Source organism: Mycobacterium rhizamassiliense (assembly GCF_900157375.1).
Lineage (GTDB): Bacteria > Actinomycetota > Actinomycetes > Mycobacteriales > Mycobacteriaceae > Mycobacterium > Mycobacterium rhizamassiliense.
In genome coordinates, this window is the sequence record NZ_LT721901.1 from 2,690,265 (window position 1) to 2,711,864 (window position 21,600).

Annotated in this window: 21 protein-coding genes; 1 reads left to right on the plus strand and 20 read right to left on the minus strand. The window is 65.0% G+C overall.

Features of this window, described 5'->3' with window-relative positions:
• Nucleotides 1-40: 40 nt before the first annotated feature.
• From MRAB57_RS13255 to MRAB57_RS13305, 11 genes are all read right to left on the minus strand, one after another.
• Nucleotides 41-814 (minus strand): enoyl-CoA hydratase/isomerase family protein, encoded by a 774-nt coding sequence (locus MRAB57_RS13255; RefSeq protein WP_245830309.1) that lies wholly within the window; start codon nt 812-814, stop codon nt 41-43.
• A 36-nt stretch (nt 815-850) separates the two neighbouring features.
• Nucleotides 851-1,663 (minus strand): enoyl-CoA hydratase/isomerase family protein, encoded by an 813-nt coding sequence (locus tag MRAB57_RS13260; RefSeq protein ID WP_077079411.1) that lies wholly within the window; start codon nt 1,661-1,663, stop codon nt 851-853.
• Nucleotides 1,660-2,724, minus strand: coding sequence for an LLM class flavin-dependent oxidoreductase (locus tag MRAB57_RS13265; RefSeq protein WP_077079412.1), 1,065 nt, complete (start codon nt 2,722-2,724; stop codon nt 1,660-1,662). Before MRAB57_RS13265 ends, MRAB57_RS13260 begins: the two co-directional genes overlap by 4 nt.
• Before the next feature lie 9 nt (nt 2,725-2,733).
• Nucleotides 2,734-3,498: an enoyl-CoA hydratase/isomerase family protein gene (locus MRAB57_RS13270; RefSeq protein WP_077079413.1), complete on the minus strand. Its 765-nt coding sequence runs from the start codon at nt 3,496-3,498 to the stop codon at nt 2,734-2,736.
• Complete coding sequence (locus MRAB57_RS13275) at nt 3,495-4,253, minus strand: SDR family NAD(P)-dependent oxidoreductase (protein ID WP_077079414.1); 759 nt, start codon at nt 4,251-4,253, stop codon at nt 3,495-3,497. Before MRAB57_RS13275 ends, MRAB57_RS13270 begins: the two co-directional genes overlap by 4 nt.
• An 18-nt stretch (nt 4,254-4,271) precedes the next feature.
• Nucleotides 4,272-5,216 carry a hydroxymethylglutaryl-CoA lyase gene (locus tag MRAB57_RS13280; protein WP_077079415.1) on the minus strand — a complete coding sequence of 315 codons (945 nt, stop codon included), beginning with the start codon at nt 5,214-5,216 and terminating at the stop codon, nt 4,272-4,274.
• Nucleotides 5,213-6,439, minus strand: coding sequence for an acetyl-CoA hydrolase/transferase family protein (locus MRAB57_RS13285; RefSeq protein ID WP_077079416.1), 1,227 nt, complete (start codon nt 6,437-6,439; stop codon nt 5,213-5,215). The genes MRAB57_RS13280 and MRAB57_RS13285 overlap by 4 nt, the downstream gene beginning before the upstream one ends.
• Nucleotides 6,436-7,638: a thiolase family protein gene (locus MRAB57_RS13290; RefSeq protein ID WP_077079417.1), complete on the minus strand. Its 1,203-nt coding sequence runs from the start codon at nt 7,636-7,638 to the stop codon at nt 6,436-6,438. The genes MRAB57_RS13285 and MRAB57_RS13290 overlap by 4 nt, the downstream gene beginning before the upstream one ends.
• Entirely contained in the window at nt 7,639-8,409 is a 771-nt protein-coding gene (locus MRAB57_RS13295; RefSeq protein WP_077079418.1) for an SDR family NAD(P)-dependent oxidoreductase, read from the minus strand. It lies immediately after the preceding gene.
• Nucleotides 8,409-9,575: an acyl-CoA dehydrogenase family protein gene (locus tag MRAB57_RS13300; RefSeq protein WP_077079419.1), complete on the minus strand. Its 1,167-nt coding sequence runs from the start codon at nt 9,573-9,575 to the stop codon at nt 8,409-8,411. The genes MRAB57_RS13295 and MRAB57_RS13300 overlap by 1 nt, the downstream gene beginning before the upstream one ends.
• A gap of 78 nt (nt 9,576-9,653) precedes the next feature.
• Nucleotides 9,654-10,742 (minus strand): acyl-CoA dehydrogenase family protein, encoded by a 1,089-nt coding sequence (locus tag MRAB57_RS13305; RefSeq protein ID WP_077079420.1) that lies wholly within the window; start codon nt 10,740-10,742, stop codon nt 9,654-9,656.
• A gap of 102 nt (nt 10,743-10,844) precedes the next feature.
• Here MRAB57_RS13305 and MRAB57_RS13310 point away from each other — a divergent pair, with 102 nt between their 5' ends.
• Complete coding sequence (locus tag MRAB57_RS13310) at nt 10,845-11,600, plus strand: FadR/GntR family transcriptional regulator (RefSeq protein ID WP_077079421.1); 756 nt, start codon at nt 10,845-10,847, stop codon at nt 11,598-11,600.
• Here the strand turns inward: MRAB57_RS13310 and MRAB57_RS13315 are convergent.
• From MRAB57_RS13315 to MRAB57_RS13355, 9 genes are all read right to left on the minus strand, one after another.
• Nucleotides 11,570-13,540, minus strand: coding sequence for an AMP-binding protein (locus MRAB57_RS13315; RefSeq protein WP_077079422.1), 1,971 nt, complete (start codon nt 13,538-13,540; stop codon nt 11,570-11,572). The genes MRAB57_RS13310 and MRAB57_RS13315 overlap by 31 nt on opposite strands.
• 13 nt (nt 13,541-13,553) lie before the next feature.
• Nucleotides 13,554-14,744: an acyl-CoA dehydrogenase family protein gene (locus tag MRAB57_RS13320; protein ID WP_077079423.1), complete on the minus strand. Its 1,191-nt coding sequence runs from the start codon at nt 14,742-14,744 to the stop codon at nt 13,554-13,556.
• Nucleotides 14,745-14,749: 5 nt separating this feature from the next.
• Nucleotides 14,750-16,435, minus strand: coding sequence for an AMP-binding protein (locus tag MRAB57_RS13325; RefSeq protein WP_077079424.1), 1,686 nt, complete (start codon nt 16,433-16,435; stop codon nt 14,750-14,752).
• A 70-nt stretch (nt 16,436-16,505) separates the two neighbouring features.
• A complete protein-coding gene (locus MRAB57_RS13330) occupies nt 16,506-17,315 on the minus strand; it encodes an enoyl-CoA hydratase/isomerase family protein (RefSeq protein ID WP_077079425.1) in 810 nt (269 codons plus the stop codon).
• Nucleotides 17,312-18,292: a zinc-binding dehydrogenase gene (locus MRAB57_RS13335; RefSeq protein ID WP_077079426.1), complete on the minus strand. Its 981-nt coding sequence runs from the start codon at nt 18,290-18,292 to the stop codon at nt 17,312-17,314. The genes MRAB57_RS13330 and MRAB57_RS13335 overlap by 4 nt, the downstream gene beginning before the upstream one ends.
• 36 nt (nt 18,293-18,328) lie before the next feature.
• Complete coding sequence (locus MRAB57_RS13340) at nt 18,329-18,763, minus strand: ester cyclase (RefSeq protein WP_077079427.1); 435 nt, start codon at nt 18,761-18,763, stop codon at nt 18,329-18,331.
• 28 nt (nt 18,764-18,791) lie between these two features.
• Complete coding sequence (gene dmpG, locus MRAB57_RS13345) at nt 18,792-19,868, minus strand: 4-hydroxy-2-oxovalerate aldolase (protein ID WP_077079428.1); 1,077 nt, start codon at nt 19,866-19,868, stop codon at nt 18,792-18,794.
• The gene (locus MRAB57_RS13350; RefSeq protein ID WP_077079429.1) at nt 19,865-20,803 is read right to left on the minus strand and encodes an acetaldehyde dehydrogenase (acetylating); all 939 of its coding nucleotides are present in this window, start codon (nt 20,801-20,803) and stop codon (nt 19,865-19,867) included. Before MRAB57_RS13350 ends, dmpG begins: the two co-directional genes overlap by 4 nt.
• A complete protein-coding gene (locus tag MRAB57_RS13355; protein ID WP_077079430.1) occupies nt 20,800-21,597 on the minus strand; it encodes a 2-keto-4-pentenoate hydratase in 798 nt (265 codons plus the stop codon). Before MRAB57_RS13355 ends, MRAB57_RS13350 begins: the two co-directional genes overlap by 4 nt.
• Nucleotides 21,598-21,600: the final 3 nt, after the last annotated feature.

Here is a 21,600-nt window from a genome sequence, read left to right on the forward strand (position 1 = left end):
CCGGAACGAGTGTTCTACAGAGCCTACTGGATTCAGCGTGCTAGTGCGATCGGCTGGTCCGGCAAACTACCTGGCTGCGATTCTCCAACTCCAGCGCCGCTAGGAACGAAGCGATCTCGGCGTTGCGAATCAGCGAGTTCTTCGTTGCTCGCACGCCTTCGGTGCTATTGGCGGCAATCGTCTCGGCCAACGCGATTGCCGCGGCGACGACATCGTCGCCATCGCCGGGCACGACGCGGTTGGCGAGCCCGATCCGGACCGCTTCGTCGGCTTTCACGGAGCGGCCAGTGAACGAGATCTCGGCAGCCCTGGCCGGGCCGATCACCCGTGACAGATGCCAAGATGCTCCCAATTCGCCGATCGAGAGACCAACCCGCACGAAACCTGCGCTGAAACTCGCGAACCGGCTGGCCAGCCGGATGTCGGCCGACAACGCTAGGGAGAGACCACCACCGGCCACTGGGCCGCTGATCGCGGCGATGACGGGAAACGGCAAGGCGCGCAAGCGGGAGGTTCCCGCCGAGGCGGTATCGACCAGCTCGTTGAACTCGGGGATCGTCATCTTGGCGATGACCGCTATCTCAGCGAGGTCGAAGCCCGTACAGAACGTCGCACCACCAGCACCGGTGATGATCAGCGCCCGTAACGGCGCTTTGCGTAACGTATGTGCGTACCAAGCGATTTCGCCGAACATCTCGACCGTTTGAGAGTTGCCGCGGTCGGGGCGGTTTACCGACATCAGCCCGATGCCGGGTTGTGGTTCGGCGATCGTCAGGGTGTTGGCCTGGCTCAGTTCGGCGAGGATGTCGGCCATCGGCCGGAGTCCGACCCGGTTCCACGTTGTCATCGGTCAGCGACCCGTGAAGTTCGGTGCGCGCTTCTCCCGGAATGCCGCAAGCGCCTCGGGCATGTCGGCGCATCGGGTTAGCAATGCCTGGCCCCTGCTCTCCAATTCTAGTGCGGCGGCGAATGACCCGACTTCCATATTCGCCTGCAGCGCGCGCTTGGACAGTTTGATGCCGCCCGGGGAATTGGCACTGATCTGACGCGCCATCGCGAGAGCCCTGTCGAGTAGGTCGTCCGGTCCTGTGACCGCGTTGAGCAGTCCGAGGCGTTCGGCTTCCCCGGCTTCCACGATTCGCCCGGTGTAAGCGATGTCGGCCGCTTGGGCGGGCCCGATGAGGCGGGGCAACAGCCACGAGGCGCCCAGGTCGCCGGCCGACAGCCCGATCCGCACGAACGCGGCGTTGAATTTGGCTGTGGGGGAGCCCAATCGGATGTCAGCCATCAGGCTCAGTGAGAAGCCCCCGCCTGCCGCGGCGCCGTTGACCGCGGCGATCACCGGCACCGGGATGGCGCGAACGGCGACCAGTGCGCGGGCGGCGTTCTCTTGGCGTTCGAGCATGCCCAGCGGGGACAGCTCCGGAAGGCCCTCGGCGTCGTCGAGGTCGTAGCCCGCGCAGAACGCCTTACCCGCGCCGGTGAGAATCACCACGCGGACGTCACCGTCGGCGCCGATAAACCGGGCCGTCTCTTCGAGTTCGTTGAACATGGCCACGGTCATCGTATTGAGGCGCTCGGGTCGGTTCAGCGTGATCAGAGCAACGCCCTCGGCTAGTTGGGTCACCGTGAGGGTCTGCAGTTCGGTGAATGCCGTGTTCATCGTGAGTGTTCCAATGCTGGGTCGGTCGCGGTCAGAATCGATCGCAAAGAGGTGATGATTCGCCATGTGGCCTCGTGGGTCTGCTCGTCGTTCAGACCCCAGGGCGCGGGAGTGAGCGCTAGGTGATCGAACCCGGTCGACGCGGCACGCAAGCGGGCGCCGAATTGGTCGGGTGTACACGCCACGGCCACCGCGTCGACCGCATCGTCAGGAACCGCACGGATCAGCGCTTCGCCGTACCGGTCGCGCGCAGCCTGACGGATTCGCTGCTGAGCTTCGGCCCAGCCGTGCAACTCAAACAGCCGGTCGTACACCCGCGAGGCCGCGTACTGCCCGATGGCGAACGCCGCTTGTCGGCGAGCGGACTCTTCATCGTCGTCAATGACGCACATCTTGATACCGGTCACCGCGATGTCGGCCGCCGACCGCCCGGCTGAGGACGCGCCGCGCACCAGCGCGGGTCGCACCACGGCTTCGAGGTAGTCACTGGTGAACATCGGATGCCCGACAAGCCCGTCGGCCACCTCGCCGGCAATACGCACCATGGCTGGATTGACTCCGGCCAGGTAGATCGGAAGGTGTTCGCGCAGCGGCGGCGCCATTGCTGTGGTTGGTGCCACGTGAGCGGTGTAGAAGCGGCCATCGTGATCGACCGGGCCCTGATCGAGTCGCCACAACTTTCGCAGCACGGCGACAAGCTCACGCATCCGAGCCGCCGGGGCCTCACCGGAAACTCCGTGCCAACGTTCCATCATCGCCGGTGTGCCGTTACCCAGGCCCAAAATCAACCTGCCACCGGACAACTCATCAAGATCGCGCGCCTCGGCCACCCACATCAGCGGGGTGCGCCCGACCCCGTAGGCGATGTTGGACCCCACGGAGACCCGGCTGGTGGCGCCGGCGATGACGGCCATCGGTACCGTTGCTGACCGGCTGTATAGCTCGCTGGTCCAAACCGCCGTACAGCCGGCATCTTCGGCGGCGCGGGCCACCTCGGCGATCGAGGCGAACCGTGCCGGGCCGGTTCCCAGTCCGAAGCCGTTGACCCCGTACGTCGTCATCGTCGCCCCCTAGCAGAACTTCGGGGCGCGCTTTTCGACGAAGGCGCTTAGCCCCTCGGCGGCCTCGCCATGCTCGAACAACTGCTGAATCTGCTCGACCTCGTAGCGCAGCCCGTCGGCGAGAGGAAGGTCGTCGGCGGCGTTGACGGTGCGCACCACGGCCTGCTGAGCCGGCGCTGACGCGGCGCAGAGTTCGTTGGCCAACTGCCGCGCGGCGGCAACCGCCCCGCCGGGCTCGGTGAGCCGATCGATGAGCCCCATCCGAAGGGCCTCGGTTGCATCAAGCTGGCGTCCGGTGAGCATCAGATCCAGGGCGGGGCCACGGCCTACCAGGCGTGGCAGGCGTTGGGTGCCACCGGCCCCGGGAATGAGGCCGAGCTTGACCTCCGGCAGGCCAAGCTTTGAAGTGGACGCCGCGACCCGTAACGTGCAAGCGATCGCCAGTTCCAGGCCACCGCCGAGTGCCAGCCCGTCGATCGCGGCCACGGACAGGGCGCGGTGGCCTGCGAGCCGCTCTAGACCCGAACGCAGGCTATCGCCATAGGCTTTGAACGATGCAGCGTCGACGGTCGTCATGTGCTTGATGTCGGCACCTGCGGCGAAGAAGCCGTCCAACTCCGAAGACAACAGCAGCACCTTGGGGTTTGAGTCGTCCGCGGCGTCGAGGGCAGCGTGCAGACCCTCGATGATCGCCGGCCCGAGCGCGTTAGCGGGTGGTCGGCGCAGCACGATATGTAGCACCGACCCCTCGGCAGACCAGGTGACGGCGCTCATGCCATGGTCAATCCGCCGCTAACCGAAAGCGTCTGGCCAGTGATGTAACCGGCGGCGTCGGAGGCGAAAAAGGCTACCGCCGCAGCGATGTCGGCCGGGGCCGCCAGGCGTTTCATCGGTACCGACCGGGTCATCCCGCCGAGCACCTTGTCGGCGTCCTGCCCGGAGCTGTCGGCGAACTTGCGGAGGGCCGGGGTGTCGGTGGGGCCGGGGCAGACGGTGTTGACGGTGACTCCCTTGGTGGCGACTTCGCGTGCCAGCGTCTTGCTGAAGGCGATGATCCCGCCCTTCGCGCCGGAATAGACGGCTTCCAGCGACGAGCCGACCCGGCCTGCATCGGAGCCGATGTTGATGACGCGGCCGAAGCCACGCTCGACCATGCCCGGGACGACGGTGTGGCAGACCCTCAGCGCGCCTTTGAAGTTGATGTCGAGGATGCGGTTCCAGAAGTCCTCGTTGGTGTTCAGGAACGGCATGAAGTCGTCCCAGCCGGCGTTGTTAACCGCAACCTCGACCTCGCCGAGCTCGGCGGTGGCCGTCGTGACCGCATCACGCACCGATTCGGTGTCGGTGACGTCGACGCGCACGGCGATCGCCTTGCCTCCCGCCTCGACGATGCGTTTGACCGTGTTCTGCGCGGCATCGAAGTTCAGGTCGGCGACAGCAACTCGAAACCCGTTGCTGCCCAGCGTTTCAGCGATGCCCGCACCGATGCCTTGGGCGCCGCCGGTGACGAATGCGACTCGATCTGTCATGATATGCCTTTCCGTTGTTTAGTGGCAGCCGGTTGCGGTGCCGTCGGGATGCCAGTCCACCGGGCCGGCGACGATGCAGTGGCTGGTCAGCTTCCGGCCGAGCACGCTCTGCGCCGCGCGTGCGGCATCTATGACGGCAGGCAGGTTCACGCCAGTGGCCACACCCATCTCGTGGAACATGTTGATGAGGTCCTCGGTGGCGATGTTCCCGGTGGATCCCGCCGGAACGGGGCAGCCGCCGAGTTCGCCGAAGCTTGACTCGAAGCTGGTGCACCCGGCCTGTAGCGCAGCGTAGGCGTTGGCCAGTCCCTGACCGCGGGTGTTGTGGAAGTGCGCGGCGATTTCGACGCCGGGAAGGCGATCGATCGCTGCCGAGAAGATATCGAAAACGTATGCGGGATGGGCCATTCCGGTGGTATCGCCAAAGCCGATCTCAGCGCATCCCACTGCGGCGAACTGTTCGGCGATCTCCAGGGTGCGCGCCATCGGCACCTTACCTTCGAACGGGCAGCCGAACGCGGTCGCGATCACCGCCGTGGGACGAAGGCCCTCGGAGTCGATGCGCTTGGCGACGATTTCGTTGTCGGCCATGGATTCGTCGATCGCCCGATTGACATTGCGCTTGTTGTGGGTTTCCGACGCGCTGACGAACATTGCGACCTCGTGGAATCGTTCGCGGACCTTCAAAGCGTTGTCCAGGCCGCGGTTGTTCGGTACCAGCACAGTCAGGGCAATGTGCTCCGGGATGTCAACGCCGTTAAGCACTTCGACGGCGTCAGCCAGTTGCGGGATGATATCGGCGCGCACGAAGCTGGCGATCTCGATCCGGTCGAGACCGGTGCGGGCCAACTGGTTGATCAGTGCGATCTTGTCGGCCGTGCTGATGATCTCGGGTTCGTTCTGGAATCCGTCGCGGGGTCCGACTTCGCGGATCCTCGCCTTGGCAGGGAGTTTCGGGCTCATAGGGCGGTGGTCTCCTTGTCTAGTTGGTCGCGGAACTCGGGCGCGGCGACGGCGGCCAGCCGACGGGACCGCTCACCGATGCCGCAGCCACGCAGGTGCGCCGTTCCGTTCTCGGTGACGACGACGTCGACGTCGGACCTCGCGGTGGTCACCACCCCGCCTTCGAGGCGGGGCTTGATCGTCGAGCGACCGCGGAACTTCGAACGAAGGGCGATTATCGAGCGTTTGCCGGTGAGAGCGGCGGCACGGGTGAAGTCGACTTGACCGCCGACGGCACCGACGTAGACTCCGCCACTGACCTCCGCACCAACCTGGCCGGAAAGATCGACCTCAACGGCGAAGTTGATCGATACCAGGGATGCTAGCCGCGAAAGCACTTGCGGGGTATGGGTATAACTCGTCGGCCGGAACCGGATGGGTAGCATGGGGATGCGTCGGTAAAGTTCTGCCGACCCCAGCGCAGTTCCGACGACGACCAGACCGGGGTCCACTTCCTTGTGGCGCCCGGTGGCGACTCCTTTGTCCATCAGGCGCATCAGCGCGTCGGTGATCATGCCGGTGTGGAAGCCGAGGTCCTGGTGGCCGGCGAGGGCGTCGAGGACTGCCGCCCCCAGTGATCCCACGCCCAATTGCACGGTATCGCCGTCTTCGACGAGTTCGGCGATCTTCGCGGCTATTTGCCGGTCCACTGCATCGGGCGGGCGAGTCGGGTCTTCGGGCAGTGCGCGGTCGGTGGTGATGGTGGCGGCAAACCGTTCCAGGGGAATCGGTTCGGTTCCGATGGTGGCCGGCATCTGGCTGTTGATCTCGGCGATGAGCACCGGGGTGTGCTCGATGGCGTCGGCGACGTAGTCGACGCCGATGCCCAGTGAGCAGCGTCCCTCGGCATCAGGCGGTGCCACCTGGAGCAGACCGACGTCACTAGGTAACCGGTGTTCGGCGAACATCCGAGGCAGCGCCGAGTAGTGGCAGGGAACGACTTCGAGTCGGCCGGTCCGGCTTAGCTCGCGCAGCTCCCCGAGGCCGCCATAGGACACCATCGACACCCGCGCGGGCATGTTCACCGCGAGCTGGTCGTTCCAGGACAGCCCGGTGAAGGTGCGAATCGGCCCGATGCGGGCATTCTGGGCGATCAACGCATCCACCAAGGGTCGGGGTTCGGCGGCAGCCTGGCCCCACCACACCCCGTCGCCGCTCGAGAGGAACTCGGTGAAGTCGATCAAGACGGCACTCGCTGAATGATGGTGCCGGTGCCCAATCCGCCGCCGCAGCACATCGTGACTAGGCCCAGGTCGGCCTCGCGTCGTTCAAGTTCGGCGACCAGCGTCGCAATCAACCGGGCGCCGGTGGCCCCGACCGCGTGGCCGAGGGCGATCGCACCGCCGTTGACATTGACGCGTTCTGGTTCGACCTTGAGCTCCCGCTGCCAGGCGAGCACCACCGAAGAGAACGCCTCGTTGACCTCGAAGAGATCAATGTCGGCGACCGATAGATCGTTGCGTTCCAACAGCTTTCGCGTGGCCGGGATGGGTCCGGTCAGCATGATGATCGGATCGACGCCGACTGTGGTCTGGTCGATGACGCGGGCCCGGATGCGAAGCCCGTGCTCGCGCGCCGCCTCCCGGGAGCAGAGCAGCACGGCCGCGGCTCCGTCGGAGATGGGCGAGGAGGTGCCCGCCGTGATTCGTCCGCCCTCCGGCCGGAAGACTGGCCGCAATCCGGCCAGCGTGTCGACAGTGGTTGCGGGGCGCACGCATTGGTCGCTGTTGCGAATCTCGCCGTCCAGCATCAACGGCACCATCTCGTTGTCGAAGCGGTGCTCGGCGGTCGCGGTGGCCGCGGCCTTATGGGATCGGGCGGCGAACTCGTCCATCTCTGATCTACTGATGTCCCACCGGTCGGCGATGAGTTCGGCGCTCTCGCCTTGGTGCACGAACTTGTACCGGTCGCGCAGTTCGGACGGCCAGGGCTCGCCGTACAGCTCGGCGATCTTGGCGGGGGAGTCGATCGGCACGTGGCCCATGTGTTCGACGCCGCCGGCGATGACGATGTCGTGGGTACCGGACGCGATCAGAGCGGCCGCCATCTCCACGGCCGTCTGCGCCGAGCCGCAGCGGCGGTCCAGGGTCGTTGCCGGCACCTCAGGCGGGAATCCGGCCTGCAGCCAGGCATTCCGGCCGATATTGCGGGACTGTTCGCCGAACGGTGCAGTGCAGCCGATGATCAGGTCGTCGACCGCGGCGGGGCGGATTCCGGTGCGGTTGATCAGGTCGGTGTAGCACGCTGCGAGGATCACGTTGGGGTGTACGTCGCGATACCAACCGCGTTCGGGATGTGACTTGCCGATGGGTGTGCGCACCGCCTCGGCGATGAAGACCGCCCGTCCGGCCCGGGTGAAGGGTCCGTCGACTTGGGCAACCACCTAGATCACCGTCCCGCCGTCAACAGGTAGTACCTGGCCGGTGATGTAGCTGCCGGCATCCGACGCCAGGAACAGAAAACTCGGTGCAATCTCCTCCGGGATGGCCCAGCGCGCCAACGGAATACGGGCCAGTGTCTTGGCTGCCAACTTCTCGTTCGCGCGGATGTTGGCTGTCATGGCGGTTGCGGCCAGTGGCGCGATCGCGTTCACGGTCACCGATTTGCGGGCTAATTCACGGGCGAGTGACTTCGTCAGTCCGATGATTCCCGCCTTGGCTGCGCCGTAGTTAACCTGGCCGATGGTTCCCGTCAGGCCGGCCGCAGAGGTGACGTTGATGATTCGTCCTCGGCCGTCATCGGGCAGAAGCCCTTGTGCGGCGTGGCTGCACAGGAAACTGCCGACGAGATGGATGTCGAGGATCCGGCGGAAGATCTCCTCGGTCTGGTCGGCGAACATGGCCGGGGCGACCGCCCCGGCATTGTTGACAAGGATATGCAGCGTCCCGCCGGTCAGGGCAGCGGCCCGCGCCACGGCCTCTTCGGCCGACGCCGCGTCACGCACATCGAATGCAAAGGGATCCGCGTTGCCGCCGCCGGTGATGATCGCCTCGGCGACCGTTGCGGCGGCGTCCTTGTCGACGTCGGTGACCAGCACGGCCGCACCGGCGTCGGCGAATGCTTTTGCGACGGCAGCGCCGACACCGCCGCCGGCCCCCGTCACCAATGCCGATCGGCCGTCAAGGCGGAAGACCTCGGCCAGTTCACGTGTCATCAGTAGCTCCTCGGCAGACCGAGCACGTGCGAACCCAGGAAGTTGAGGATCATCTCCTGGCTGATCGGTGCGATCCGGGTCAGTCGCGCCTCACGGAAGTATCGCGCCACGTGGTACTCCTCCGAGTAACCCATGCCACCGTGGGTCTGCAACGCTCGATCTGCGGCGTTGAAACCGGCTTCGGCACAGAGGTATTTGGCGGTGTTGGCCTCCCGCCCGCACGGTTTGCCGCTGTCATAGAGCCAGGTAGCCTTGCGCAACATCAACTCGGCGGCATCCAGTTGCGCCAACGAGTCGGCCAGCGGGAATTGGATACCCTGGTTCATCCCGATCGGGCGTCCGAATACTTCGCGCTCGTTGCCGTAGCGAACCGCCGCGCGCAGGGCGGCGCGGCCAATTCCGAGCGCTTCGGCAGCGATCAGACAGCGTTCGGGGTTCAGGCCGTCGAGGATGTACTGAAAACCCTTGCCCTCCTCACCGACTCGATCTTCGACGGGGATTTCCAGGCCGTCGATGAACAACTCATTGGAGGTCACGGCGTTACGGCCCATCTTCAGGATCGGCCGAATCTCGACTTTGCTGCGGTCGAGGTCGGTCAGGAACAACGTCAGGCCGTCGGTCTTACGGGTGACGTCTTCGAATTTGGTTGTGCGGGTGAGTAACAGAATCTTTTCGGATTCCATCGCCTTGGAGATCCACACCTTCCGTCCGTTGACCAGATAGTGATCGCCCTGGCGGTGCGCGAATGTGGTGATGCGCGTGGTGTCCAGCCCCGCACCCGGTTCGGTGACCCCGAAGCAGACGTGCAAATCACCTGTCACTATGCGGGGCAGCGTGCGCGCCTTCAGGTCGGCGGAACCATGCACGATCACCGGATGCATGCCGAAGATCGACATGTGGATCGAGCTGGCGCCGTTCATTCCAGCGCCGGACGCGGCGACCTCCTCGAGCAGGATCGAGGCCTCGGTGATGCCGTAGCCGTGGCCGCCGTACTCCTCAGGTGCAGTGATGCCCAGCCAACCCCCGCCGGCGAAGGCGTCGTAGAACTCCTGCGGGAATTCGTGGTTGTGGTCCTTGGTCATCCAGTAGTGGTCGTCGAACTTGCCGGCGAGCTCCGCCACCGCGGAACGGATCGTCTGCTGATCGTCGGTTAACTCGAAGTCCACGCTGATCTCCGTTTCACAAAGGCAGAATGGTCTGAATAATACTAATGGACAGACCAAAAGAAAAGGCGGGCCTCGTCGTCATGAGACGGCCGGCAGGATCGGCAGCATCGAGGCGATCTGTTCGTTCCACGCCTCGGGCGAGCCGAACAGGATGCGGTTGAGCTTGGCCCGCTTGTAGAACAATTGCAGGTCGTATTCCCAGGTGTACCCGATGGCGCCGTGCACGGTCAGCGCCGAGTCGGCAAGCTCAGCGCAGTGCGCGGTCACCTGGGCCTTGGCGGCCGCTGCGTGAAGGCTGGCCTCGGGTCCTCGGTGTTGGAGCGAGGCGGCCGCGAACAGCGCGATGGATTGACCGGCTTCTATGGTGACCAGCATCTGCGCACAAGCGTGCTTGACAGCCTGGAAGGCTGCGATCGGGCGACCAAATTGCTTGCGCTGCTTGGCGTATTCTACGGTCATGTCGAGCATGCGCTCGGCCGCGCCGACAGCGTCGGCGGCCACCAGGACGGCGGCACGGTCCGCGAGCCCGGTAAGCGCGGCTTTGGTGTCCTCGTCTAAGTCGACGGGGCGACCAACCGCAGAGTCGAAGAGTACGTCGCCAACGGCGCGGGAACGATCTAATAGTGCCCGCGGCCGAACGTCCACGCCGTCCGCGTGGCGCTCGACGATACACAGCAGAGTTGCGCCCTCTGGTGTACTCGCCGGAACCAGGAAGTGGTCGCCTTCGTTAGCGGCCACCACGCACGGCACCTGCCCGCTGAGTCGCCCGTCGCGGCACTGCACCTCGATGTGCACGGCCGGAATTCGATCGCTGCGTACCGCCGCAACGGTCAGTTCGCTTCCTTCCAGGGCCGCCTGCGTCAACGCAGGTTCGCCTGCAAGTGCATCCGTGGCCACCGCTCGGGCCAGCCACCGGGCCGAAGGCGCGGCCACACGTCCCAGTTCCCGGGCGGTCAGCGCCAGCTCGAGCAATCCGCCACCTTGACCGCCGAGGGCCTCGTCGAAACCCACTCCGGCCCAACCGTCCCCGGTCAGCAAATCGTCGAATTCCCGCTGATCGCCGTTGTCGATCCAGGACCGTACTTGCTCGGGTGCGGCTCTTGCTGCCAGCCACTCGCGCAGTGAGTCCGCGTAGAGGTTCTGCTCGTCCGACAGCTCCCAATGCATCGCTTCTCCCAGTGGTCGTTACCGGTGACCGGCAATGGTGCCGACGTGGTTGGTCGTCAGGTGGTAATTTGGGTCTGACCATAAGTCCATTGAGGAGGCGTGATGGAGGGTGACGGCGCGCGGTCTGCCATCACGCTTGGACCGGTGGACGTGCCGAAGGCACCCGATGTGCTGGCACGCGAATTGCGCGAGCGGATTCTCAGCGGTGAACTGAAAGAAGGCGCCGCGCTTCCTGCTGAACGTGAGTTGGTCAAACAAACCCAGATGAGCCGCGCGACAGTACGTGAAGCGCTCAGGATTCTGGAGGTGCAGAACCTGGTGCGGGTCAAGGCGGGTCGGGCTGGCGGTGCGTTCGTCCAACGTCCGACCACGGCTTCGATGGCCAAGTCGGTGAGCACGTTGATCCGCGGTCGGCAAATCAAGCTGGCGGATTTGATGGAGACGCGCGAAGCATTGGAGCCGTTTTGTGCCGAGCTTGCCGCGATCAAGCGCACCGAAGCGGATCTGGCGACGCTGGATCGCGCGAACGGTGCCATTGCCGCTCCGGACGCCGACCTGTCGCAGTTCCTGCAGGCCAACGTTGACTGGCACGTGGGAGTGGCAATTGCGAGTCACAATGAGCTCTTGATCGGCTTCATGACCGCGCTGTCGCAGGCTATCTATACCGGCACGGAGAATGCCGCGTTCGTCGATGACTCCGTGCGCGCAGCGACCGCGCGCGCGCACAAGTCGGTCACCAAGGCGATCCGTGACAAGGACGCCGAGACAGCCGGGCGCCGAATGCGCACACATGTGCATACCTACGCGGCGGCTGCTCTGAAAGTGGATCAACGGGACTCCATCACGGTCGACAATTGAGCTGCCGCAACGACATCGCGTATAGCAGCGACGGCATCTGGGTTTTCCGCTCCGGAAAGGTCACCCGGGTCGGTGCCGAGCGCGGCGGCCCGGATCGCACGGCGCAGGATCTTGGCCGACCTCGTCTTGGGTAGCGCGTCGACCCGCCAGATCTTCGAGGGGGCGAACGGTTTGCCCAGCTCCGTGCCGACGAGCGTCTTCAGCTCGCCAGCAACGGTGTCATCGTCGAGATCGGTATCGGGTCTGGCGACCCAGAACGCCCATACAACTTCACCTTTCAGCGGGTCGGGCATTCCGACCGCTGCGGCCTCGCTCACCGCGGGATGGATTGTCAGCGCCGACTCCACCTCAGCCGGTGCCAGTCGCTTGCCCGCAACGTTCATGACGTCGTCGGAGCGGCCCAGGATGAACCACTGGCCGTGTTCGTCCACCATGGCGAAGTCTCCGTGGGTCCACAGGCCAGGGAAGCGTGACCAGTAGGCGTCGAGGTACCTCTGGTCGTCCTTCCAGACGCCACGCGTCATCGATGGCCACGGTTGCCGGCAGACCAGTTCGCCGACCTGCCCGCGGATGGATTGGCCCTTGTCGTCGACGACGTCGACGTCCATGCCCAGCGACGGTCCTCCGAGGGAACAGCTGAGGATCGGTTCGACTGGATAGGGGGCCAGGAAGGAGCCGCCGACCTCGGTTCCTCCAGAGAAGTTGATGATGGGTACCCGACCCCCGAACACATCCCGCGCCAGCCAGTCGTAGGAGTCCGGATCCCACGGCTCACCGGTCGAACCCAGGACGTGCACGGAGGATAGATCCCGGGCGTGAATCTGATCGAGGGCTGATCCCTTCAATGCACGGATCAGCGTGGGTGACACACCGAGCATCGAGATCTGCTGCCGGGCAATAAGGTCCCAAAGTCGGTAGCTGTCGGGTACGTCGGGCGACCCTTCGTAGAGGACGAGGGTGGCTCCGTTGGCGTGGGTTCCGATGATCGACAGCGGACCCATGATCCAGCCCATGTCGGTGATCCAGCAGAACGCCCCATCACGGGTTATGTCGAACGAGTAGGCGACCTCGCTGGCCGTCTTGACCAGGAAGCCGGCATGGGTGTGCACTGCCCCCTTGGGGCGCCCGGTGGTACCCGAGGTGTAGCCCAAAAGAAGTGGATGCATCGCCGGGACCAGTTCGGTGGTGAGTTCGGCCGGGTGGTCAGTGAGCTCCGACCAGCTCATCGTGCTGACGTCGACATCGAGTTCGCCTGCAGCACAGATGTTGTCGACGACAATGAGGTGCTCCACACCTGGGCAGTCCTCAAGGGCGACGGCCAGCTGGGGCAACATCGGCACCTCGCGTCCTCGGCGGATGGTCCCGTCGGCCGTCACCACTGCTGTGACATCGGCATCGGTGAGCCGGCCGGTGATCGCGGACGCGGCGAATCCGGAGAACAGGGGCACCAGCACCGCCCCGAGCGCTGCCACCGCGTAGACGGCGACGACCGCTTCCGGGATCATCGGCATGTAGAGCGCGACTGTGTCGCCTCGCCCGATCCCAAGTCGTTCCAATCCTGCTGTGGCGCTGGCGACTTCGTCGGCCAGTTGGCCGAATGTGAGTGTGGAAGTGTGGCCGTCCTCGGCCTCGTGTTGCACCGCGATACGTTCCGGATCGGCATCACGCCAGCGCCTCAGACAGGAATCGACAACGTTGAGTTGCGCACCCACGAACCAGTCTGGGTGCTCGATGCCTCGACTCAGGTCGACCACTGCGGTGTGCGGGGTGGCGAAGGTTATGCCGAGATCGTCGAGGACGGCATTCCAGTACCACACGGGGTCCGCCACAGAACGGGCTCGCAACTCGTCGATGCCGGCGAGTCCGTGCCTGCGGGCCAGACGGGTGACGTTGGCGTTGTCGACATAGTCTGGCGATGGCAGCCATCGGTAGGCGTTCACGTTCTGTTGCCCCTCACTCTCGGGGCATGCCGAGGATCCGCTCGGCGACGATGTTGCGCTGGATGAACGTCGATCCGCCCGCGATCGCTGTCCCGCGTGCCTGGTTAGCCAGGCGCAGCCACCGTTCGCCCGCGGCATCGTCGTTGGGAGAGTCCTTCTCCGGCAACGAGAATTGCCCGTCCAGCTTGGACAGCGACAGGCCGAAGTCGGCGATGTCTTCGACCAGCGGGCAAAAGAACAGCTTGCCGATTGAGGTGACCGGGCCCGGTGGCGCACCGCTTGCGGCGCCGGTGATCACCCGCTGGCTGATCAGATAATGGGTCAGGGCACGGCCGTAGAGATCTGCGACGCGTTGGCGCACCAGCGGATCGGTGCCCAGCGGACTTCCGTCGTCGCCGGTGCGCCCGGCGATCTCGGCGATCAGGTCGTTGACCGCTCCGGTGGTGTTGACCCGTCCCGTCGCTATGCCGACGCGTTCGAAGGCAAGAGTGCCCATGGCGACCCGCCACCCATCGTCGATGTCACCGACGACATCCTCGCCTGGAACGAACACGTCGTCGAGAAACACTTCGTTGAACTCGGCCTCCCCGAGCATGTGCGCAAGGGGACGGATCCGCACGCCCGCTGACTTCATGTCCAGCAGAAAGTAGGTGATTCCGCGATGTCGGGGTCCTCCGCCGGTGCGGGCCAACAGGATTGCGTGTGCGGCCAGCTGTGCGCGGCTTGTCCAGATCTTCTGCCCGGTGATCCGCCAGCCGCCGTCGACCTGGACCGCTGCGGTGCGCAGTGAGGCAAGGTCCGAGCCGGATTCCGGCTCGGAGAACAACTGGCACCAGACGTGCTCGCCAGTGAGGATCGGCCGCAGGTATCGCTTCTGCTGTGCGGCGGTACCGAAGGCGATGATCGTCGGCCCGGTGAAGTCTTCGCCGATGATGTTGAGACGCTCCGGGGCCTTTGCGCGATCGAGTTCTTCGGTGAATACCGCTTTGAGCTTGGCGTCCGCGCCGCCGCCGCCGAACTCCTTCGGCCAGGACAGGCCGGCAAAGCCAGCGTCGAACTGTATCCGTTGCCAGCGGGCCCAGTAGTCGCGCTTGTCTTCCAGGCGGTGCGGCTCGGCCCCGCCGAGCTTCGGCAGGGTCTCGGCGAGCCAGGAGCGAACGCGGTCGCGGAATTCGGCCTCGGCGGGACTGTCGTTAAGATCCATGTCCCCTACCCGTTCACGCCGACGGGGTTGTTCTCGACGGTGCGGGAAACCTGCTCGCGCAGCATGTGCTTCTGCACCTTGCCGGTGGCTGTCATGGGGAGCTCAGCTACCTTGATCACCCGCTCCGGAGTCTTCTGGATGGCGACGCCGTGTCCGGTGAGGTATGCCCGCAGCTCCTCGACCGTCGGCTCGGGTTCACCAACTCGCGTGACGACAAAGACACTGACTCGCTCACCCAGCCGCTCATCGGGAAAGCCGACGACGGCCGAAGCGCTGAGCGCAGGATGGGCCGCGAGGTGGTCCTCAATCTCGCGGGCGCTGATGTTCATGCCGCCGCGGATGATGATGTCTTTCACGCGTCCCGTCACGCGGACGAATCCGTCCTCGTCCATCACACCGAGATCGCCGGACCGCGAGAACCCGGTCGGGGTGAACAAAGCCGCGGTCTCCTCGGGATCGCCCAGGTAGCCGATCATGTGTGACGGTCCGCGATAGGCGATGTCCCCCTCGGTTCCGCGCGGAATCTCCCGGCCGTCCTCGTCGACGATCGCCACCTCGTGACCGTCGAGCGCCGAGCCGTCGGAGGTCAGTGCTCTGTCGGGATCGTCGCTGACGGTGCACGTTGTGGCGACGAGGTTTTCGCTACGTCCGTACAGACTGAGCACTCTCATGCCTGGCAGCGTTGTGGTCGCCTGCTCGACGACGGCTCTCGGGATGGGCGCGCCCGCGCACACCCAAAGCCGGAGGCTGGATGCGTCATCGCGTTCCGGATCGAAGACGCTGAGCAACATCTGCAAGAACGTGGTGGCGGTCACGGCCTGGGTGCAACCGAACTCGGCGATCTCGGCCAAGCCGCGTTTCGGCTCCCAGTCGGCCATCACATGCGTGGCCCCTCCGTTGAGCATCGGCACCAGCACGCTGGTGACCAGCCCGGTGGTGTGGGTTATCGGCGAGGGGCCGAACTGAACATCAGATTCGGTATAGCCGAAGGCCTTGGTCAGACTCCGCGCGCCCGAGCAGTAGGTGTTGAACGTGTGCACGCAGCCTTTAGGCCGCGAGGTCGTGCCGGAGGTGTAAACGATGACGAACGGATCATCGGCACTTGGCTGAGCTGGCAGATCGTCGGCGGCAGGCACCGTCTCGGTGCGTACTGCGTCCAAAATCGTGACACCGCTGTCCTTCTGACTCGCGATGTCGTGCGTAGTGGCGTCCGGACGTGCTACCAGTATGTCCAGCTCCGGTCGCTCGCGCCGTACGTCGCGGTACATGCCCAGATAGTCGAAACCCTTGAACGTCGCCGGTGCGATGACCGCACGGGCCTCGGCGTGACCGGTGACATAGCCGACCTCGTCGCGGCGGTAGATCGGCATGATCGGCACGGTGATAACGCCCAGCCGGGACAGCGCCGCGGTCACCTCGATGAACTCGACCCAGTTCGGCAGTTGAACTGCTACGGTGTCACCGGCACGCCAGCCCCGTTCGTGCAACCCGGCGGCCAGTCTCAGGACCGAATCGTGGAGTTCGCGGTAGGTCAGTGAGCGTTGACGGTCCGTGGCGAAAACCTTGTCCGGTTGCTGTGCGGCCTGTCTGACCAGAAGATCGAACATGGTCTCGTCGCTCCAGAGTTCCGCATCGCGATACGCGCGAACCGAATCGGCCGCGTATCGGTCGGTGTATTTCCCGGGTTTCATGGATGCTCGTCCCTCGACATATTTTCAGAACATTATTATGGTCAGACCAAATTGACAAGGGTGATCGAACTCAGGTGTTGCGCCATACCGGTGCCCTCTTCTCCTTGAAGGCCCGAACGCCCTCGGAAAGGTCCTCGGTGGTGAACGCCAGGGCCAGCTGGGCCTGGAGGTAATCCAGGGCGGCGTCCAGCGGCAGGTCGCGAGTCGCGGCGAGGGCCTTTTTTCCGAGACCCAGCAGCAGCGGTGACTTCCCCGCGATCTCGGCAACCCAGCTCTGCACGGCCGAGTCGAACTCGTCGTCGGAAACGACGCGGTTAACCAGCCCGGCTTCGGCGGCTTCCGTGGCCGACAGCAGTCGTCCGGTCATCATCAGTTCGTTAGCGACCAGCCGACCGGTGGCGCGGAAGATGAGCGCCGAGATCATGAACGGAAAAGCGCCGACGTTGATCTCGGGGCAGCCGAGCCGCGCAGATCTCTTGGCGATCACCAAGTCGCAGGCCAATGCGATACCTAACGCTCCGGCCAGCACGTCGCCGTTGGCAGCGCATACGACCGGCTTGCTGATCGACGTCAACGTTCTAAACAACTCCGGAAAGCGTTTCAGCCCGGCATATTTCGTGATTATCGGCTGGGTGTCGGCGAAGGCGTCGAGGTTACCGCCGGACGAGAACACCCGCTCGTGCGAGGACGTCAGGACGATTACCCGCACGTCGGGATCGTCGGCGGCGTGGACCAGCGATTCGGTCAGCTGGTCCAGCAGCGTGTCGGACAGGGCATTGCGCCGCTCTGGATCGTCGAGGATCAGATAGGCGACCAGCGGCGCGTCAGTATCGGGACGCACTGGACGGCGCTCGTAGGAAACAAGGGGTTTTTCGGTCATCGATGCTCCAGCACGGTTTTGCCGAATCCGCCGGCTAATTCGAGGTATTCGTGTGCGCATCTCGCGTCGTCGAGCGGAAAGACCCGGTCGATGACGGGAGGTGGTATCCGACACTCGAAGAGTAGATTCAATAGTCCCGCGAAATCTCGCCTGTTGCCCATCGTCGTGCCGAGCAGGTCGTATTGCCCGAAGTAGAATTTGCGCACGTCCATGGCGGCGCTCTCGGCCGCTTTGGCACCCAGCACCACCAGCCGGCCGCCGGGATGCAGCGCGCGCACCGACTCGGGCCAGCGGCCCACCGGGTCGAGCACGAGATCGAATCCGGCACCCGACGGCGACAGGGCCCGTGCCTGCTCGGGCCAATCCGGATCGCTATGCAGCACTCCGTCTTTGGCGCCTTCGGTGACGGCCCGCGCAATCTTCTCCGCAGATGATGATGTCACCATGATCGACGCGCCAAGGTGAGACGCCAATTGCACTGCCATGTTGGCGATCCCACCACCGGCGCCCACAACCAACACAGTCTCGCCCGCCTGCAACCGGCCGCGGCTGATTAACGCGCGATAAGTGGAAAGGCCGACCAATGGGAGCGCGGCGGCTTCGAGCCAGCTGAATCCAGCTGGTTTTGGGGCGAGGCAGTCCGCGGGAACACTGACTAACTCGGCGTAGGTACCTGGGATGTGGTCGCCCAGGATTTCCCAGTCGGGGCCCGGGGCGTCGTCGCGATCGCCCCAATGCAGGGATGGAACGATGACGACGGGCTCACCGGTGTCGCGGCGGACACCCGCGCCATCGGCGCCGATCACGTGCGGCAGCGGCGATCGGTAACGGCCCTGGCGCACCAACACGTCGTGCCAGTTCAATGCTGCGGCCCGCAATTCAACCGTTATCCAACCGGACTTCGTCGCGGGGTCAGGGAAGTTATCCGGCCGTAGGACCGCTGGTCCACCGAACTCGCGGATCACGATGGCGTGCAAGGAGTTTCCTTCTATCTGCGAACGCCGAGGGCCTGCTCAGGTCAGGCCGAGTTGGGTCAGCAGCGTCGCGACGTTCCAGTAGGCGTGCACACACACCGCACGGCCGGTCTCGTCGACCTGCCAGATATCCGTGCCGGTGACGTCGAACGGACGACCGGATGGGGGGACACCCGGCGGGAACCCCTCTCCGGTGTGAGTGCCGACCATCCGCCATTCCTGACAGATTCGCCTGTTGGCTTCATCGACGAGGGCCTCGCCGATGGGCTGCATCTGCAGGTCGGGAAAGCCGGACCACGCGGCAGTGAAAAAGGCGGCGGCGGCCTCGCGGCCGGTGATCGGTTCTGGCAGGGAGGGGTCCTGCCAGTCGACGTTGTCGGCGATCACACACAACGCGGCGGCGAGGTCACGCTGGCCCCAGGCGGCAAAGTATCGGGCCGGGTAGCCGGCAAGGTCGGTCGTCGCGGTGGTCATCGGCAAGGGTCCTTCCGCGCCGCTCAGGCTACGGCGTGGCGCTTACCGTAACGCTCCCGTCAACACCAGTTCGTCCCCCTAACGAGAGGTTTTCGGGCCCCGCACGCGAGATCAGGTCCAGTGCGACGTCGTCGATCATGTCCTCCTGGCCGCCCACAAGCTTGCGACGGCCCACTTCGACGAGGATGTCACGGACGTCGAGTCCGTGCTGCTGCGCGGCTCGCTCGGCATGGCGCAGGAAGCTCGAATAGACGCCGGCGTAGCCTAGTGTCAGCGTCTCGCGATCGACGCGCACGGGACGGTCCTGGATCGGGCGGACCAACGCCTCGGCGGCATCCTGCAGGGCGAACAAATTGCAGCTGTGCTCCCAACCGTAAATGTCGGCCACGGCGACGAAGGCCTCGATGGGACAGTTGCCTGCGCCTGCGCCGTGCCCACACAGCGAGGCATCCACGCGATATACGCCCTCCTCGACGGCCACGACGGAGTTCGCCACCGACATCGAAAGATTCTCGTGTGCGTGAATGCCGATCTGGGTTTCCGGTTGCAGCACATCACGGTAGGCCCGAACTCGGTCGCGGACGTCGCGCATCGTCAAGCGTCCCCCGGAATCGGTCACATAGACGCAGTGCGCCCCGGCATCCTGCATCAACCTGGCCTGGGCGGCGAGCACGCTCGGCTTAGCCATGTGCGACATCATCAGGAAGCCCGAAACGTCCATACCGAGATCACGTGCTTTTTGGATGTGCTGCGGGGAGATGTCTGCCTCGGTGGCGTGGGTGGCGATGCGCACCGAGGTCACCCCGAGATCGTTGGCGCGAATCAGATCGTGCACGGTACCGATGCCCGGCAGCAGCAGTGTCGTGAGACGAGCGCGCTTGACAACGTCGGCGGCAGCGGCGATCCATTCCCAGTCCGTCGAGCTCCCCGGGCCGTAGCTGAGGCTGGATCCGGCCAGGCCGTCACCGTGAGAGACCTCGATCGCCGCGACGCCGGCGGCATCGAGCGCCGCAGCGATACGGCGGAGTTGATCAACCGGCAATCGGTGCCGGATCGCGTGCATGCCGTCGCGCAGAGTGACGTCCTGCATGTACAGCTTGGTCATAACACACGCTCTCCGAGTCGTGCCGAAAGACTTTCGCCGACGCGCAGCGCCGCCGAGGTCATGATGTCGAGATTGCCCGCGTAGGCCGGCAGGTAATGGGCCGCGCCTTCGACTTCGAGGTACACGGACACCTGCCACCGCGGGCGTCCGGTGTCGTCGACGAGGTCGCGGGCCGTAGAGTGGTTGTCGATCTCACGGAACTGCACTTGCTGTTTGAGTCGGTAGCCCGGCACGTAGGTGGCCACCGCGTCGACCATCCCCAGCACGGACCGCTCCACCGCGTCGAGGTCGGCGTTACCGATCAGACAATGCACGGTATCGCGCATGATCAGCGGCGGGTCGGCCGGATTCAGCACGATGATCGCCTTGGCTCGACGCGCTCCGCCCACCACTTCCAAGGCCCGCGCGGTGGTTTCGGTGAACTCGTCGATGTTGGCGCGCGTGCCGGGCCCGGCTGACCGAGACGAGATGGAAGCGACGATCTCGGCGTAGAGCACCTCGCTGACGGCGCCGACCGCGGCGACGATCGGAATGGTTGCCTGGCCACCGCAGGTCACCATGTTGACGTTGCGGCTGTCGAGGTGCTCGGCCAGGTTGACAGGTGGTACCACGAAAGGCCCGATAGCTGCCGGCGTCAGATCCACCAATGCCGTGCGGGTCGGCTCCAGCAGCGCTGCGTTGGCAATATGCGCCGAGGCCGATGTTGCATCGAAAACTATTGATATGTCGTCAAACTCCGGCATCTTGAGCAAGCCTTCGACGCCGTCGGCAGTCGTGGGCACGCCGAGCCTCTTTGCCCGGCGTAGCCCGTCGGAAGCGGGGTCGATGCCGACCATCGCCCGCATCGCCAGGTGATCGGACAATCGCAGCACCTTGATCATCAAGTCGGTGCCGATGTTGCCGGATCCGATGACTGCCACCTTGGTCGATGTCATCGGTCTTCCTTTGCGAAGGAGATCTCGACGGAGCCGATTCCGACGATGGTCGCGACGTAGGTGCTGCCCGGACGCACTGGCACCATGGGACCTAGCGCGCCGGAGAGCACGATGTGCCCCGCTCGAAGTGGGGACCCGTTGTCGCGGGCGGTTCGGGCCAGCCACTGCAGCGCGATAAGCGGGCTACCGAGACAGTCCGAGCCTCGCCCCTGCGAAACGAGGACACCGTCTTCGCTGAGATGCATTGTCCGCGCGCAAAAATCGACGTCGGCGGCGGAAACTGTCGGCCCCCCCAACACGAACAGCGCCGAGGATCCGTTGTCGGCGATGGTGTCGACGATGCTGATCGACCAGTCTCTGACACGGGAATCGACGATTTCGATGGCCGGCATGGCAATACCGGCCGCGAGTCGGATGGCCTGCTCGGAGAGGTCGTCGTCAAGGTCAGCGGACAAGATGAACGCGATCTCGGCCTCGACCTTTGGTTGAAGCAGCCTGCCGATGGGGACGGTGGAGCGGTGGGCTACCTGCATGTCCTGGAAGAGAACGCCCGAGTCGGGCTGGTCCACCCCGAGCTGGCGTTGCACGGCCGGCGAGGTCAGCCCGATCTTGTGGCCGACGATGTATCGGCCGCGTGCGGTCGAGTCCTCGGTGAGGAGGCGCTGCACGGTGTACGCCGCAGCAATGTCCCGGTCGCCGACGATGTCACGTATCGGTTCGCATTGCTTCGGTGCTGCGGCGGCGGCGATAAGCCGATCGGCGGCTTCCCGCAGGTGAGTTGGGGTCGCGGTCATTAT

What these genes read in the sequence shown, in the direction of transcription:
- MRAB57_RS13255 (WP_245830309.1), bottom strand. Translation starts at nt 814, where the DNA reads ATGGCCGACATCCTCGCCGAACTGAGCCAGGCCAACACCCTGACGATC.
- MRAB57_RS13260 (WP_077079411.1), bottom strand. Translation starts at nt 1,663, where the DNA reads ATGAACACGGCATTCACCGAACTGCAGACCCTCACGGTGACCCAACTA.
- MRAB57_RS13265 (WP_077079412.1), bottom strand. Translation starts at nt 2,724, where the DNA reads ATGACGACGTACGGGGTCAACGGCTTCGGACTGGGAACCGGCCCGGCA.
- MRAB57_RS13270 (WP_077079413.1), bottom strand. Translation starts at nt 3,498, where the DNA reads ATGAGCGCCGTCACCTGGTCTGCCGAGGGGTCGGTGCTACATATCGTG.
- MRAB57_RS13275 (WP_077079414.1), bottom strand. Translation starts at nt 4,253, where the DNA reads ATGACAGATCGAGTCGCATTCGTCACCGGCGGCGCCCAAGGCATCGGT.
- MRAB57_RS13280 (WP_077079415.1), bottom strand. Translation starts at nt 5,216, where the DNA reads ATGAGCCCGAAACTCCCTGCCAAGGCGAGGATCCGCGAAGTCGGACCC.
- MRAB57_RS13295 (WP_077079418.1), bottom strand. Translation starts at nt 8,409, where the DNA reads ATGACACGTGAACTGGCCGAGGTCTTCCGCCTTGACGGCCGATCGGCA.
- MRAB57_RS13305 (WP_077079420.1), bottom strand. Translation starts at nt 10,742, where the DNA reads ATGCATTGGGAGCTGTCGGACGAGCAGAACCTCTACGCGGACTCACTG.
- MRAB57_RS13310 (WP_077079421.1), top strand. Translation starts at nt 10,845, where the DNA reads ATGGAGGGTGACGGCGCGCGGTCTGCCATCACGCTTGGACCGGTGGAC.
- MRAB57_RS13320 (WP_077079423.1), bottom strand. Translation starts at nt 14,744, where the DNA reads ATGGATCTTAACGACAGTCCCGCCGAGGCCGAATTCCGCGACCGCGTT.
- MRAB57_RS13325 (WP_077079424.1), bottom strand. Translation starts at nt 16,435, where the DNA reads ATGAAACCCGGGAAATACACCGACCGATACGCGGCCGATTCGGTTCGC.
- MRAB57_RS13330 (WP_077079425.1), bottom strand. Translation starts at nt 17,315, where the DNA reads ATGACCGAAAAACCCCTTGTTTCCTACGAGCGCCGTCCAGTGCGTCCC.
- MRAB57_RS13340 (WP_077079427.1), bottom strand. Translation starts at nt 18,763, where the DNA reads ATGACCACCGCGACGACCGACCTTGCCGGCTACCCGGCCCGATACTTT.
- dmpG (WP_077079428.1), bottom strand. Translation starts at nt 19,868, where the DNA reads ATGACCAAGCTGTACATGCAGGACGTCACTCTGCGCGACGGCATGCAC.
- MRAB57_RS13350 (WP_077079429.1), bottom strand. Translation starts at nt 20,803, where the DNA reads ATGACATCGACCAAGGTGGCAGTCATCGGATCCGGCAACATCGGCACC.
- MRAB57_RS13355 (WP_077079430.1), bottom strand. Translation starts at nt 21,597, where the DNA reads ATGACCGCGACCCCAACTCACCTGCGGGAAGCCGCCGATCGGCTTATC.